Genomic DNA, 14277 nt, shown 5'->3' on the forward strand with positions numbered 1-14277 from the left:
ATCAAAGTTACCCACACCAGCGCCATCAAACTGCAACCTGGCGGAGTGTTGGTGCAACTTCGATTAAGGGCGTAATTGCACTAACGCGGCCGCCACGGCGTTATCAAAACGCTGGATCACTTGTTGGCATTGTTCATCGTCGATAATCAACGGCGGCAACAAGCGAATGACATTGCCCTTGCGTCCACCGCGTTCCAGTAACAGGCCTTGTTTGAAGCACTGTTGCTGAATGGCCACGGCCAGCGCCGGGTCCATCGGGAAATGCCCGTGGCGATCAGCCGGCTGACGTTCGTCGACGATCTCGATGCCGAGCATCAGGCCACGACCGCGCACCTGGCCAAGGGCCGGATAATGCGCCTGCAACTCGACCAGCCGGTCCTTGAGCCACTGGCCACGACGCTCGGCCTGGGCCGCGAGGTTTTGCTGTTGCAGCACCTGCAACGTCGCCAGCCCGGCGGCCATGGCCATCTGATTGCCGCGGAAGGTGCCGGCGTGGTTGCCGGGTTCCCAGGCATCGAATTCACGACGGATGCCCAGCACCGCCATCGGCAAACCGCCACCGACGGCTTTGGACATGACGATCAGGTCCGGCTCGATGTCGGCGTGTTCGAAGGCAAACATCTTGCCGGTACGGCCGAAACCGGTTTGCACTTCGTCGAGGATCAGCAGGATACCGTGCTTGCGCGTCACCTCGCGGATTGCCCGCAGCCAGCTCGCCGGGGCACTGTTGACGCCGCCCTCACCCTGCACCGCTTCGAGGATCACCGCCGCCGGCAGCGACACGCCGCTTTCGACGTCTTCGATGAACTGGGTGAAATAGTGGGTCAAGGCCTCGACACCGGCCTCACCGCCAATGCCCAGCGGGCAACGGTATTCGTGGGGGTACGGCATGAACTGCACACCCGGCATCAGGCTGGCGATGGCGTTTTTTGGCGCAGTGTTGCCGGTCAGGGCCAGGGCGCCGTGGGTCATGCCATGGTAAGCGCCTGAGAAACTGATGATGTTGTTGCGCCCGGTGTAGGTCTTGGCCAGCTTCAGCGCCGCTTCCACCGCATCCGCCCCGGACGGCCCGCAAAACTGCAGGCAGTAATCGCGACCCTGGTTGGGCAGCAAACTGAGCAAGGTTTCGCTGAAAGCGTCCTTGACCGTGGTGGTCAGGTCCAGCGTGTGCATCGGCAAGCCGGAAGCAAGGAAGCTGTCGAGGCTGGCCATAACGGCCGGGTGATTGTGCCCCAGGGCCAACGTACCGGCGCCGGCCAGGCAGTCGAGGTAAGTATTGCCCTCGACGTCGGTCACCCATAGCCCGTGTGCCTTGGCAATGGCCAGCGGCAACTTGCGTGGATAACTGCGCACATTAGATTCAAACTTGCTTTGTCGAGCCAGATAGTCGGCATTGGTTTTTTGCAAAGGTTTAGAGTGCAATACGCCATCATTCAACATCGGTCCACCCTCCTTAAATTCGATATGCAACTTATTCTCATTAAGAAGTTGTTGCAACTAATTCTTACGAATTATTTGGACATCTACATATAGCGAATTTGACTAGTTTAAAAATATTCAGGCACGCAAAAAACCAAGTTAATTAACCTGGTATAAACATCTAATGCGCCATGATCTAGCCATGATCTAGCCATGATCTTTAATACAGCTGACAACTTCGGTATCGGCAACTTATATGTCAGTGTCGGGATCTTTCATTTAACTGACGGTGTGCATATGTCCTTCCTCAGTACGGATCAGGTCATGGTCCAACGATGGCGCCCCGTTCCCTGGGGCGCATGACACGGGTGAATCAGAAGTCGACGGTTGCCGAAAGGAGGTAGGTGCGCGGGGTCGACAGCGTCAAGCCTGGCTCGCTGTCATCCGAAGCACCGGCAGAGCTCCAGTAGCGTTTGTCCGCGACGTTCTCGACGTTGGCGCGCAGGGTGACGTTCTTTTGCTCGACCTTGAACGCGTAGCGTGCGCCGACATCCATGCGCGTCCAGGAATCGATTTCCTTGACGTTGGACTGGTCCAGGTACTGCGAGCTGGAATAGATGCCGCGGCTGGTCAGGGTCAGGCCCTGTACGTGCGGCACGTCCCACTCGGCGCCCAGGTTGACGTTGTATTTCGGCGTGGCCGGCGCGCGGTTGCCGTCGAAGGTGCCGCCGGTGGTGTTGGTCAATTCGCTGTCGATGTACATGACACCGCCGAGCAGGCGGAAACCATCGATCGGCTCACCGAACATGCTGACTTCCACACCGGTGTTCTCACGCTTGCCGTTCGGGCCGAAAACGCGCGTCGTGGCGTTGGTCTCGTAGGCGGGCTGCTTGATCCGGAACACCGCGGCGGTCACGGCGAACGGACCCGCGTCATACTTGGCGCCGACTTCGACCTGGCGGCTGATGAACGGCGGGAAGATCTCGTCCTCGTTCACCGAAGTGGACGGTGCGATCTTGCCTTGGCTCAGGCCTTCCATGTAGTTGGCGTACAGCGACAGCTTGTCGGTGGCCTTGAAGAGGATGCCGCCCGACGGCGAGACTTTTTCCTCATCGTAGGCGGTGTCACCTTTGACGTTATCCGTCCAATCGTCCACCTTCACCCGCTGCCAGCGAGCACCGAGGGTCAGCAGCACGCGGTCATCGAAGAAGCCCAGGGTGTCGGACAACGCCACGCCGCTGAAGCGGTTCTCGGTATAGACCTTCGAATCCTGTCGTGTAGGCCTGGAAGGCGTCGGCGTTTCCACCGGGTTGTAGATATTGCTGTTGGCCGCGCCATAACGGGCGCCGCCGTTTTCAAAGTCCATGTAGAAGTAGCTGGCAGCGAGGTTGACTTCATGGCTCACCGGGCCGGTATGGAACCAGTTGCGCACCCCTGCCGTGGCCGTCCGGACATTTTCGTCACGGGTGAAATCACGCGGCAGAACGCTGAAATCGCCCGCGTTGTTGGTGACCGCAACGGCATGCCGAAGGAAGTCATGGTTACTTTTACGCGCGCCCACACCGCCGTACAGCATGACGTTGTCGCTGACATCAAATTCGCCGTTCACCGTGCCGAAGGTGTCGTTGGTGCTCGCCTTGCTCCAGGGCTGCGCATAGTTGCGACGCACATCGCTGGCATGCGGAACCTGCGCGTTCGGGCCAACCTGCACGCGCTCCTGCGGGGCATCGGTATCACGCTCGGTGCGCCCGATGTCGGTCGAGAGCCGCAGGCGTTCACCGCGAAAATCCAGACCCAGTACGGCCATCTCGCGATCGACATTCTGGTGATCCCATTCGGTGTCGCCGGACTGCTTCACGCCGTTGAAACGCAGACCGAACTTGTTGTCTTCACCGAAGCGTCGACCGACATCCACCGCACCGCCGACCTGGCTGTCGGAAGCGTAGCTGCCGGTGAACGAAGTGATGGGCGCGTCGGTGGCGCGCTTGGGCACCACGTTGATCCCGCCCCCCACACTGCCCCGCGGCGAAATGCCGTTGATCAGCTGGCTAGGGCCTTTGAGGATGTCGACGCGGTCGGCCATCTCCATGTCGATCGTGTAGGTCGGCAAGACGCCGTAGAGGCCGTTGTAGGAAACATCACTGTTGAACAGGCTCAACCCGCGAATGGTGAACTGCTCGTAACGTCCGCCCGCCGGGTTGGTGGCACGAACCGAAGGATCGCTGGCCACCAGGTCGCCCAAGGTGCGGGCCTGGAGGTTTTCGATCGCCTCGCTGGTGTAGGTGGTGATGCTGAACGGCGTCTCCATGAAATCTTTAGAGCCGAGCATGCCTTGCGAACCGCGACGCGCAATCTGGCCGCCGGCATACGGCTCGCCATGTTCCGAATCAGTGGCACCGACAATCGAGGTGGCGCCCAGTTGCAGGCTGCTGCTGTCTGGCGCCGGGGTCAGGATGTAGGCCTGTTCGCCCACGGGTTGCAGTTGCAGACCGGAACCCTGCAACAGTCGCGCGAAGCCCTCCTCGACCGCGAACTCCCCGGAAAGCCCGGGGCTGTTGCGACCACTGACCAGTGCAGGATCCACCGAAAGGTTGACCCCGGCCAATCCGGCGAAACGGGTCAACGCGGCGCTGAGGCTTCCTGCCGGCACCTGATAACTGCGTCGTGGCGCGTCATCGGCCCAACCTGCCGTGATGAACAACGGACAGGCACTCAGGCTCAACAACAGACTCAAGTGCATCAACGGGCGCAGCCTGGAAGAACCCAGACGCGTACTGCAGGGCATCACTACGGGCATTGAGAATCTCTCTGATTTCGTTTCACTTGCCTTGAATGACAAGCGACGCGAAAAAAAGGGACACGCCTCAAGCAACTTTTTTGCGCGGCAGCAACGTGACCCAATAGCGGGTTCGCATGTGCACCTCCAGCGGCAGGCTGGCCGCCAGCAGCACGAGGATGCGATCGGTGTCTTCCAGCCGAAAACTGCCGGTGACGCGCAGGGATTCAAGCTCCGGTTCCCAGCGCAGCAAGCCCGGACGGTAGGTGCTGAGCTCGCGCAGAAAATCCCCCAGCGGCTGGTTCTGCGCCATCAACACACCGTCGCGCCAGCCTGGGGCCAGCACATCGAAGGGTTCTACGCTTCCGGCGCCCATCGCTTGCAGATTGACTTGCTGACCTGCACGCAATGAAAAGACCGGCCCGCGCAACGGCTGCAATTGCACCCTGCCTTTGGGCACCGACACCTTGCAGCCTGCCTGCCCCTGACGGACGCACACCTGGCTCTGACTGACGACCACTTGCCCGAAATGCGTCTGGATCGTCAACGGCGTGATCCCGGGCACATTCAACGCTATTTCACCTTCCACCAGCCGCAGATGCCGGCTCTTCAAATCCACATCGACGGCACTGGCGGTATTCAATTGTAGCGAGCTGCCATCGGCCAACTGGACCTTCTTGCCCTCCCCGGTCGCCGTCCGCAGGTCGGCACGCCAGACCTCCAGAGGCAACTGTCGACTGATCAGCCAGGCGGCCGGCACCAACGCCACCGCGCCAACGGCACGCTTGAGCACCGTGCGCCGACTGGCCTGTGGCCGATCCAGACTGGCCATCGCCAAGGCTGACGGCAGGTCGGCAAAACGTTGACGCAGGAGCTGAGCTTTCTGCCAGGCCTGTTCGTGACTGGGATGGCTGTCACGCCAGCGTTGCAGATTGTCCCGGTCGCGTTCATTGGCAGCGCCGGATTCCATCAGCGCCAGCCATTGGGCGGCAGCCCGCACGACCTGCCGGGCTTCAGACGAAGGGGTCGAACCGATCACAAATCCACCAGCAGGCAATGTTCGTAGGCTTGCGCCATGTAGCGCTTGATCGTCCGTTCGGAGACTTGCAGACGCTCGGCGATCTCGTGATAACCCAGGCCTTCCAGCTGACTCCAGAGAAACGCCCGGCGCACTGCGGTCGGTAATCCGTCGAGCAACTCGTCCAAGGCTTGCAGGGTTTCCAGCAGGATCCAGCGTTGCTCGGGCGACGGCACGCAGTCCTCGGGCAGCAGCGCCAAGGCATCGAGGTAAGCCTGCTCGAGGCTGCGCCGCTTATAGAAGTTGGCCAGCAGCCGCTTGCCGACGGTTGCCAGATAGGCGCGGGGCTCCTGCAGGTCGGCAATGCTCTGCGAGCTGGCGAGCAGGCGCACGAACGTATCCTGGCTCAGGTCCGCCGCATCATTGCCATTGCTCATGCGTCGTCTCAACCAGCTTTCCAGCCAGCCGCGATGGTCACGGTACAAGTCATGGAAGTTTTGCGCCGCCGGCATCGCTGCATCACTCATCGAAGAAACCCTGCGCGAAGAAATATTTTAAATGCGACTCATTCTAATTAGTGATGTGACTCCAATCCAAGCCCTTTGTGCGATTTACCCCAAGGAAAAGCTTTAATCAGTGGGTGAAGAGGCAAGCATTTCGGCCGTACAGGCCCTATGTAGCCGGGATTGAGCGCCGCTGAGGGGATTTGTTAAAAAAAGACAGGATTCATCGCTTGACCGCGTGAATTGGCGGACGCAAAGAGGTGAAGCGGAGAGATTGAGAGAAAAGCCAAATCGCAGGCACAAAAAACCCCGGTCTTTCGACCAGGGTCTTTGCTATCGACTCGAATAAGCCAGCGGCTTTCTTCGTAGCTCCAAGGCGTTCAGTGGGCCTTGAAGCAGATATGGCGCAGCGGACGGGACTCGAACCCGCGACCCCCGGCGTGACAGGCCGGTATTCTAACCGACTGAACTACCGCTGCGTATCGCTTTGGACTTGCGTCCAAGTAACTCGTCTGACTGGAAAGCTCCGAGGCTTTTCAATCTCGAACCAGACAACTCTGACTCGGAAAATATGGCGCAGCGGACGGGACTCGAACCCGCGACCCCCGGCGTGACAGGCCGGTATTCTAACCGACTGAACTACCGCTGCGCGTCGGTGGAGGCTTTTTACAGCTTCCTTCCTGCTTTCGCAAGACTCAAGAAGTGGTGGGTGATGACGGGATCGAACCGCCGACATTCTGCTTGTAAGGCAGACGCTCTCCCAGCTGAGCTAATCACCCTTTGCTTCTCTGAGGCCGCGAAATTTACGCAGGTATCGAAGCTAAGTCAATAGCCCGCTTGAAGTTTTTCTGAAAAAGACAAAATCATGTCATTCAGGGCGCTGGCAACAGACCGACCGCCTTCGCGAGCAAGCCCGCTCCCACAGGGGAATGCATTTCAAATGTGGGGTCGGGCTTGCTCGCGAAGGCGGCGGTACATTCAACATCAATGTTGAAGACAGCCTACTCGCTGTAAATCATCTTCTTGGTCATGCCCCCGTCGACCACGAACTCCTGGCCCGTGACAAAACCGGCGTTCTTCGACAGCAGCCAGGCCACCATCGCCGCCACGTCTTCGACCGTCCCTACCCTGCCCGCCGGATGCTGGGCATGGTCGGCCTCGGTCAGTGGCTCGGCACGTCGCGCGGAGGGATCCCGCGCATCGATCCATCCGGGGCTGACCGCATTCACACGAATCTCAGGGCCCAGGCTGATGGCCAACGCGTGAGTCAGGGCCAACAGGCCGCCCTTGCTCGCCGCGTACGCTTCTGTGTCAGGTTCCGACTGCCCGGCACGGGTCGAGGCCAGGTTGACGATTGCACCGCTGTGAGCGCGCAGGTACGGCGCACAGTGCTTGGCCAACAGCATCGGCCCGCTGAGGTTCACCGCCAGCACCCGATTCCAGTAGGCCAAATCGAGGCTTTCCAGGGTGATGTTGTGCGGATCGGCCACCGCCGCGTTGCACACCAGCGCATCCAGACGCCCGAACTGCCCCAACACCTCGGCGACGCCCAGCGCCACCTGCCCCTCGTTCGAGACATCCATGGCGATGAACCAGGCGTTGTCGCCGAGCACCTTCGCCACTTTGGAGCCGCGCACGCGATCCAGGTCGGTCAGCACCACCTGCCAGCCTTCGCTGATCAACCAGGCAGCGATCCCGAGCCCAATGCCCCGCGCAGCACCGGTGACCAGTGCAACGCGGCCATTGGTGCCAGAGGTGGGCGTCGACATCTCGATCACAAGGCAGCCAACCCGCGCGCCAGATCGGCTTGCAGGTCTGCCACGTCTTCGAGGCCGACGGCGATACGGATCAGGCTGTCACGAATGCCCGCCGCTTCACGCTCTTGCGGCGCCAGACGGCCGTGGGAGGTGGTGCTCGGGTGCGTGATGGTGGTCTTGGTATCGCCCAGGTTGGCGGTGATCGAAATCAGGCGAGTCGCATCGATAAAGCGCCAGGCGCCCTCTTTGCCGCCCTTCACTTCGAAACTCACCACGGCGCCGAAGCCCTTCTGCTGACGCAGGGCCAACTCGTGCTGCGGATGGCTCTTGAGGCCGGCGTAATGGACTTTCTCGATGCCGTCCTGCTGCTCCAACCATTCGGCCAACTGCTGGGCGTTGGCGCAATGCGCCTTCATCCGCAGGTTCAGGGTTTCGAGGCCCTTGAGGAAGATCCAGGCGTTGAACGGGCTGAGGGTTGGCCCTGCGGTGCGCAAAAAGCCAACGACTTCTTTCATCTGCTCGCTGCGACCGGCCACCACGCCGCCCATGCAACGGCCCTGGCCGTCGATGAACTTGGTTGCCGAGTGCACGACGATGTCTGCGCCCATCTTCAGCGGCTGCTGCAAGGCTGGGGTGCAGAAGCAGTTGTCGACCACCAGCATCGCGCCTTTGGCGTGAGCGATTTTCGACAGCTCGGCGATGTCCACCAATTCGGCCAGCGGATTGGAGGGCGACTCGACGAACAGCAATTTGGTGTTGGCCTTGATGGCCGCGTCCCAACCGGACAAGTCCGCCAGGGGCACGTAATCGACTTCGATGCCGAAGCGTTTGAAGTATTTCTCGAACAGGCTGATGGTCGAGCCGAACACGCTGCGCGAGACCAGCACGTGGTCACCGGCGCTGCACAGGCTCATCACTACCGCCATGATCGCGGCCATGCCGGTGGCGGTGGCCACGGCTTGCTCGGCGCTTTCCAGCGCGGCAATGCGCTCTTCGAACGCGCGCACGGTCGGGTTGGTGTAGCGCGAGTAAACGTTGCCCGGCACTTCCCCGGAAAAGCGTGCGGCCGCGTCGGCAGCCGTACGGAATACATAGCTGGAAGTGAAGAACATCGGATCACCGTGTTCACCTTCCGGCGTGCGGTGCTGACCGGCGCGTACGGCCAGGGTATCGAACGCTACGCCTTCGAGGTCGCTGTCCAGCCGACCGGCATCCCAATCCTGACTCATGCCGCCACTCCTTGATTCATTACTCAAATAAAGACATACACCGCAGTAGGAGCGAGCTTGCTCGCGAAGAACTCAAGGGCGGCGCTCTGATTCAGGGCTGCCGCGTTATCGTTGACGTCCATCGCGAGCAAGCTCGCTCCTACAGTGGCCAGCCGCGAGGTTGTTCGTTACTCAGTTGTTGTACAGATCGATGATCGCGCTGACCGCCTGCGTCTTGACCTTGGAGGCATCGTTACGTGCCTGTTCGATCTTGTTCAGGTAAGCCTCGTCGACGTCGCCGGTCACGTACTGGCCGTCGAACACCGCGCAATCGAACTTCTCGATCTTGATCTTGCCGCCGCCGACCGCTTCGATCAAGTCAGGCAGGTCCTGATAGATCAGCCAGTCAGCGCCGATCAGGTCGGCGACGTCCTGGGTCGAACGGTTGTGGGCGATCAGTTCGTGGGCGCTCGGCATGTCGATGCCGTAGACGTTCGGGTAACGAACGGCCGGTGCCGCGGAGCAGAAGTAGACGTTCTTGGCGCCGGCTTCACGGGCCATCTGGATGATCTGCTTGCAGGTGGTGCCGCGAACGATGGAGTCGTCCACCAGCATCACGTTCTTGCCGCGGAATTCCAGTTCGATGGCGTTGAGCTTCTGGCGTACGGATTTTTTCCGTGCCGCCTGACCCGGCATGATGAAGGTCCGGCCGATGTAGCGGTTCTTCACGAAGCCTTCGCGGAACTTGACGCCCAGGTGGTTCGCCAGCTCAAGCGCTGCGGTGCGGCTGGTGTCCGGGATCGGGATGACCACGTCGATGTCGTGATCCGGACGCTCGCGCAGGATCTTCTCGGCGAGTTTCTCACCCATGCGCAGACGGGCCTTGTAGACCGACACGCCGTCGATGATCGAGTCCGGACGCGCCAGGTAGACGTGTTCGAAGATGCACGGGGTCAGGGACGGGTTGGTCGCGCACTGACGGGTGTGCAGCTTGCCGTCTTCAGTGATGTAGACCGCTTCGCCCGGTGCCAGGTCGCGAATCAGGGTGAAGCCGAGCACGTCCAGGGAAACGCTTTCGGAGGCGATCATGTACTCGACGCCTTCGTCGGTGTGACGCTGGCCGAAGACGATCGGGCGGATGCCGTGCGGGTCACGGAAACCGACGATGCCGTAACCGGTCACCATCGCCACGACCGCGTAGCCACCGACGCAACGGTTGTGCACGTCGGTGACGGCAGCGAATACGTCTTCTTCGGTTGGCTGCAACTTGCCGCGCTGGGCCAGTTCGTGTGCGAACACGTTGAGCAGCACTTCCGAGTCGGAATTGGTGTTGACGTGGCGCAGGTCAGATTCGTAAATCTCCTTGGCCAGTTGTTCAACGTTGGTCAGGTTACCGTTATGCGCCAGGGTGATGCCGTAAGGCGAGTTGACGTAAAACGGTTGAGCTTCGGCTGAGGTCGAGCTGCCCGCGGTCGGGTAACGCACATGGCCAATGCCCATGTGCCCGACCAGGCGCTGCATGTGACGCTGATGGAACACGTCACGCACCAGGCCATTGTCCTTGCGCAGGAATAACCGGCCATCATGGCTGGTGACAATACCGGCAGCGTCCTGGCCGCGGTGCTGGAGGACGGTTAGCGCGTCATACAGCGCCTGATTGACGTTCGACTTACCGACGATACCGACGATGCCACACATGCGACGCAACCCCTACTTAATGGATCTGAACTGAACACAACTCACTGAGGCGTTTTGGCCATCGGCAAGAGGTGGTCCTTGAACGGTATCTCAGCGGGTACGCTGATACCGCTGGCAAGCCACTGACTGCTCCACCCGAGAATCAGGTTTTTGGACCAGTCTGCGACCAATAAAAATTTTGGCACGAGCTGTGATTCTTTCCACCACCCGTCCTGCTGTACCGGCCCCAGGCTCAACAGCCCGACCGCCACGACCACCAGCAACACGCCACGCGCGGCGCCGAAGGCCATGCCGAGGAATCGATCGGTCCCGGATAGCCCGGTGACACGTACCAACTCGCCGATAAGATAATTGATCATTGCGCCTACGATTAACGTGGCGACAAACATGATGGCACAGCCCGTGATCACACGAGCCGATGGCGTTTCGATGTATCCGGCGAGGTACTCGGACAATGAGCCACCGAACATCCAGGCGACGACCCCTGCGATGATCCAGGTCACCAGCGATAATGCTTCTTTGACGAAGCCGCGGCTCAAACTGATCAAAGCGGAGATGGCGACGATCGCAACGATCGCCCAGTCAACCCAGGTAAATGGCACAGTGCAGCCTACAGACGGATAAGGCGGCGCATTTTAGCAGAGCCCATGCTTATCGGTAAGCTGCGATTGTCAGTGCATTTCAAATCGGCTCGATAGTTTTAGCCGCGCTCAGGCTGGAAACGCACGACAAAACCCTTGAGGTTCTGCTGACGGCTCAACAAGTCGCGCAGGCGATCGGCTTCTGCACGCTCGATCAGCGGTCCGACAAAGACTCGATTCTTGCCGTCGGCGGTGCGGATATAGGCGTTGTAGCCTTGGCTGCGCAGGGATTTCTGCAGGCTTTCGGCACTGGCGCGGCTCGACAGACTGGCCAGTTGCACCGACCAGCTGACCGACAGGCCATTGGCATCGACACGGCTTTGAGTGGTGTCGGGCTTGCCTGGCGCGGCCGTGATCGGCTGGCTAGGTGCTGTCGTAGGCTTGGCGGCAGGCACAGGCACCGGAGTGACCGGTTTGGCGGCAGGTGCTGGTGCAACCGGCACTACGGGTGCAATCGGCGCCGACGGGGCTTCTTGCTGAGCGATTTCGTCATCACTCGGCACTGGCTCTTGAGGCAATGCTTGCGGCTCGGGCACAACTACCGGTTCGACCTGCACTTGCGGCACGGCAGGCGCGTGCGGCGCAGCCGGGGCTTCGACCGTCACCTGGCGCTGTTCGTCCTGACGGGAAAACATCATCGGCAGGAAAATCACCGCCAGCGCGATCAGAACCAGGGCGCCGACCATGCGCTGTTTGTAGGCCTTATCCAGCAATGCCATTTGCCGCTTCCTCCGTGGAGCGCCGGGCCAGCCATTCAAGGGCCTCGGCGACACAATAAAATGATCCGAACAACAGAATCTCGTCGTCGCTCGTCGCCAGTGCGCACTGCCCTTCCAGGGCGGCGGCCACACTGTCATAAGACGTTACCGAGGCGCCAAGGTTCTGCAACGCCCCGTGCAAATCGGCAACCGGGCGTGCTCGCGGCGAATCCAGCGGCGCGACGGCCCAGTGCTGGACACTAGCATTCAATTCGCCGACAACACCATCCAGATCCTTGTCCGCCAGCAACCCGAACACCGCCAGACGCTTGCCATCCGGTGGTCGGCTGGCCAGGCGTCGAGCCAGATACTCCGCCGCATGCGGGTTATGCCCGACATCCAGCAACAGATTCAGGCGCTTGCCCTGCCAATCGAACTGACGGCGATCGAGACGACCCACCACCCGCGTCGCTGTCAGCGCATCAATAATCTGCGCGTCGATCCAAGGCAAACCGAGCAACAGGTAAGCCTGCAACGCCAGCGCGGCGTTTTCCATCGGCAGATCGAGCAACGGCAGATCGTGCAACTCGACCACCCGCCCTTGCGCGTCAAGTCCGCGCCATTGCCAGTTGTGATCGGTGATGCCGAGGTCAAAATCGCGCCCACGCAGGAAAAACGGGCAGCTGAGCTCGCGCGCTTTATCCAGCAGCGGTTGCGGCGGATTCAGATCGCCACAGAGCGCAGGCGCGCCCTGGCGGAAGATGCCGGCTTTCTCGTAAGCCACGGATTCCCGGGTATCACCCAGGTAATCCGCATGATCGACACCGATGCTGGTGACCAGCGCCATGTCGGCATCAACCACGTTGACCGTGTCCAGACGCCCACCCAGGCCGACTTCCAGCACCACCGCATCGAGACTGGCTTGCTGAAACAGCCAGAACGCCGCGAGCGTGCCCATTTCGAAATAGGTCAGTGACGTGTCGCCACGGCCCGCCTCTACCGCAGCAAAGGCTTCGCACAGCTCGGCGTCAGTGGCTTCGACGCCATTGACCTGCACCCGCTCGTTGTAACGCAGCAGGTGCGGAGAATTGTAGACACCGACGTTCAGGCCCTGCGCCCGCAGCAACGAAGCCACGAAGGCACAGGTAGAGCCCTTGCCGTTGGTGCCGGTGACCGTGATCACCCGAGGCGCCGGCTTGCCCAGTCCCATGCGGGACGCTACCTGTTGCGAGCGCTCAAGGCCCATGTCGATGGCCGAAGGGTGCAACTGCTCAAGGTAGGCGAGCCACTCGCCAAGGGTACGTTGGGTCATAGGTTGGCAGGCACCGGTGGAACCACGATTGGCTCGATTGGCGCGGCGACGAATTTCGGCGTCGGCAGGCCCATCATTTGTGCCAGCAGGTTGCCCAGACGCGGACGCAGCTCCTGACGGTGAATGATCATGTCGATGGCACCGTGTTCCAGCAGGAACTCGCTGCGCTGGAAGCCTTCCGGCAGTTTTTCACGCACGGTTTGCTCGATCACGCGCGGACCGGCAAAACCGATCAGGGCTTTCGGCTCGCCGACGATCACGTCGCCCAGCATCGCCAGACTGGCGGAAACGCCGCCGTAGACCGGATCAGTCAGCACGGAGATGAACGGAATGCCTTCTTCACGCAGACGCGCCAGCACCGCAGAGGTCTTGGCCATTTGCATCAGGGAAATCAGCGCTTCCTGCATCCGCGCACCGCCGGAGGCCGCGAAGCAGATCATCGGGCAGCGGTTTTCCAGGGCGTAGTTGGCAGCGCGAACAAAACGCTCACCGACGATGGCACCCATCGAGCCGCCCATGAAGGAGAATTCGAACGCCGACACCACAACGGGCATGCCCAGCAGGGAGCCGCTCATCGAGATCAGCGCGTCTTTTTCGCCGGTCTGCTTCTGTGCAGCGGTCAGGCGATCCTTGTACTTCTTGCCGTCGCGGAATTTCAGACGGTCAACCGGCTCCAGGTCGGCGCCCAGTTCGGCACGGCCTTCAGCGTCGAGGAAGATGTCGATGCGCGCGCGCGCGCCGATACGCATGTGGTGATTGCACTTGGGGCAAACGTCCAGGGTCTTTTCCAGCTCCGGACGATACAGCACAGCCTCGCAAGACGGGCATTTGTGCCAAAGACCTTCAGGCACCGAGCTCTTCTTGACCTCGGAACGCATGATCGAAGGGATCAGTTTGTCTACTAACCAGTTGCTCATGCTTTCTTTCTCCAGTACCGGCGGCCCGAACACTCTGGTTCGCAGCCCCGCGTATGCCCTTGAGCTAAATTCATGTGTGCGGCGATGATTGGTGGGTTGCCACGGTCAGCGCGAGACTTGACCTGCGTGCAATCCAAAAACCCTCAGCCGTTTTGTACAGTGCAGTGGACGGCGGCAGTCTGCCAGCCGTCACATCAACGTAAGAGCCTGTGGACGCCTGTAGGAGCCTGTAGGAGCTGTCGAGTGAAACGAGGCTGCGATCTTTTTTGTTTTTTTTTTTTTAATAAACAAGAAAACATGCGAAGCAGCGTTGCCCAGACAGCGACAAAC

The 14277-nt window shown here is 60.6% G+C and carries 11 protein-coding genes and 3 tRNA genes; all 14 read right to left on the bottom strand.

The genetic code is table 11. The features are described from left to right. Positions 1 to 63: 63 nt before the first annotated feature. The 14 genes from ACIPL2_RS04655 to accD all read right to left on the bottom strand — a co-directional run bounded on the left by ACIPL2_RS04655 (position 64) and on the right by accD (position 13947). Positions 64 to 1440 (bottom strand): diaminobutyrate--2-oxoglutarate transaminase, encoded by a 1377-nt coding sequence (locus ACIPL2_RS04655; protein WP_401353456.1) that lies wholly within the window; start codon positions 1438 to 1440, stop codon positions 64 to 66. A 352-nt stretch (positions 1441 to 1792) separates the two neighbouring features. Then, positions 1793 to 4216 (bottom strand): TonB-dependent siderophore receptor, encoded by a 2424-nt coding sequence (locus ACIPL2_RS04660; protein ID WP_401353458.1) that lies wholly within the window; start codon positions 4214 to 4216, stop codon positions 1793 to 1795. Positions 4217 to 4283: 67 nt separating this feature from the next. Continuing rightward, positions 4284 to 5234: a FecR domain-containing protein gene (locus tag ACIPL2_RS04665; RefSeq protein ID WP_401353460.1), complete on the bottom strand. Its 951-nt coding sequence runs from the start codon at positions 5232 to 5234 to the stop codon at positions 4284 to 4286. Next, the gene (locus tag ACIPL2_RS04670; protein WP_401353462.1) at positions 5231 to 5740 is read right to left on the bottom strand and encodes a sigma-70 family RNA polymerase sigma factor; all 510 of its coding nucleotides are present in this window, start codon (positions 5738 to 5740) and stop codon (positions 5231 to 5233) included. Before ACIPL2_RS04670 ends, ACIPL2_RS04665 begins: the two co-directional genes overlap by 4 nt. A gap of 378 nt (positions 5741 to 6118) precedes the next feature. Further along, a tRNA-Asp gene (locus ACIPL2_RS04675) sits at positions 6119 to 6195 on the bottom strand. Positions 6196 to 6288: 93 nt separating this feature from the next. Further along, a tRNA-Asp gene (locus tag ACIPL2_RS04680) sits at positions 6289 to 6365 on the bottom strand. Between the two features lie 54 nt (positions 6366 to 6419). Continuing rightward, a tRNA-Val gene (locus tag ACIPL2_RS04685) sits at positions 6420 to 6495 on the bottom strand. Between the two features lie 222 nt (positions 6496 to 6717). Next, positions 6718 to 7485, bottom strand: a complete 768-nt coding sequence (locus tag ACIPL2_RS04690; protein WP_161807466.1) for an SDR family oxidoreductase — start codon at positions 7483 to 7485, stop codon at positions 6718 to 6720. Between the two features lie 5 nt (positions 7486 to 7490). Beyond that, positions 7491 to 8702, bottom strand: coding sequence for an O-succinylhomoserine sulfhydrylase (locus ACIPL2_RS04695; protein WP_059404431.1), 1212 nt, complete (start codon positions 8700 to 8702; stop codon positions 7491 to 7493). Positions 8703 to 8873: 171 nt separating this feature from the next. Further along, positions 8874 to 10379 carry an amidophosphoribosyltransferase gene (gene purF, locus ACIPL2_RS04700; protein WP_007905939.1) on the bottom strand — a complete coding sequence of 502 codons (1506 nt, stop codon included), beginning with the start codon at positions 10377 to 10379 and terminating at the stop codon, positions 8874 to 8876. 41 nt (positions 10380 to 10420) lie between these two features. Further along, positions 10421 to 10981 carry a CvpA family protein gene (locus ACIPL2_RS04705; protein ID WP_059404432.1) on the bottom strand — a complete coding sequence of 187 codons (561 nt, stop codon included), beginning with the start codon at positions 10979 to 10981 and terminating at the stop codon, positions 10421 to 10423. 98 nt (positions 10982 to 11079) lie between these two features. Beyond that, positions 11080 to 11739: an SPOR domain-containing protein gene (locus ACIPL2_RS04710; RefSeq protein ID WP_401353466.1), complete on the bottom strand. Its 660-nt coding sequence runs from the start codon at positions 11737 to 11739 to the stop codon at positions 11080 to 11082. Continuing rightward, entirely contained in the window at positions 11723 to 13030 is a 1308-nt protein-coding gene (gene folC / locus ACIPL2_RS04715; protein WP_401353468.1) for a bifunctional tetrahydrofolate synthase/dihydrofolate synthase, read from the bottom strand. Before folC ends, ACIPL2_RS04710 begins: the two co-directional genes overlap by 17 nt. Continuing rightward, complete coding sequence (gene accD, locus ACIPL2_RS04720) at positions 13027 to 13947, bottom strand: acetyl-CoA carboxylase, carboxyltransferase subunit beta (RefSeq protein ID WP_059404435.1); 921 nt, start codon at positions 13945 to 13947, stop codon at positions 13027 to 13029. Before accD ends, folC begins: the two co-directional genes overlap by 4 nt. Between the last annotated feature and the right edge of the window lie 330 nt (positions 13948 to 14277).

The organism is Pseudomonas sp. NPDC086251 (genome assembly GCF_044746405.1).
Taxonomy (GTDB): Bacteria; Pseudomonadota; Gammaproteobacteria; order Pseudomonadales; family Pseudomonadaceae; genus Aquipseudomonas.

What these genes read in the sequence shown, in the direction of transcription:
- ACIPL2_RS04655 (WP_401353456.1), bottom strand. Translation starts at nt 1,440, where the DNA reads ATGTTGAATGATGGCGTATTGCACTCTAAACCTTTGCAAAAAACCAAT.
- folC (WP_401353468.1), bottom strand. Translation starts at nt 13,030, where the DNA reads ATGACCCAACGTACCCTTGGCGAGTGGCTCGCCTACCTTGAGCAGTTG.
- ACIPL2_RS04695 (WP_059404431.1), bottom strand. Translation starts at nt 8,702, where the DNA reads ATGAGTCAGGATTGGGATGCCGGTCGGCTGGACAGCGACCTCGAAGGC.
- accD (WP_059404435.1), bottom strand. Translation starts at nt 13,947, where the DNA reads ATGAGCAACTGGTTAGTAGACAAACTGATCCCTTCGATCATGCGTTCC.
- ACIPL2_RS04710 (WP_401353466.1), bottom strand. Translation starts at nt 11,739, where the DNA reads ATGGCATTGCTGGATAAGGCCTACAAACAGCGCATGGTCGGCGCCCTG.
- ACIPL2_RS04660 (WP_401353458.1), bottom strand. Translation starts at nt 4,216, where the DNA reads ATGCCCGTAGTGATGCCCTGCAGTACGCGTCTGGGTTCTTCCAGGCTG.
- ACIPL2_RS04670 (WP_401353462.1), bottom strand. Translation starts at nt 5,740, where the DNA reads ATGAGTGATGCAGCGATGCCGGCGGCGCAAAACTTCCATGACTTGTAC.
- purF (WP_007905939.1), bottom strand. Translation starts at nt 10,379, where the DNA reads ATGTGTGGCATCGTCGGTATCGTCGGTAAGTCGAACGTCAATCAGGCG.
- ACIPL2_RS04690 (WP_161807466.1), bottom strand. Translation starts at nt 7,485, where the DNA reads ATGTCGACGCCCACCTCTGGCACCAATGGCCGCGTTGCACTGGTCACC.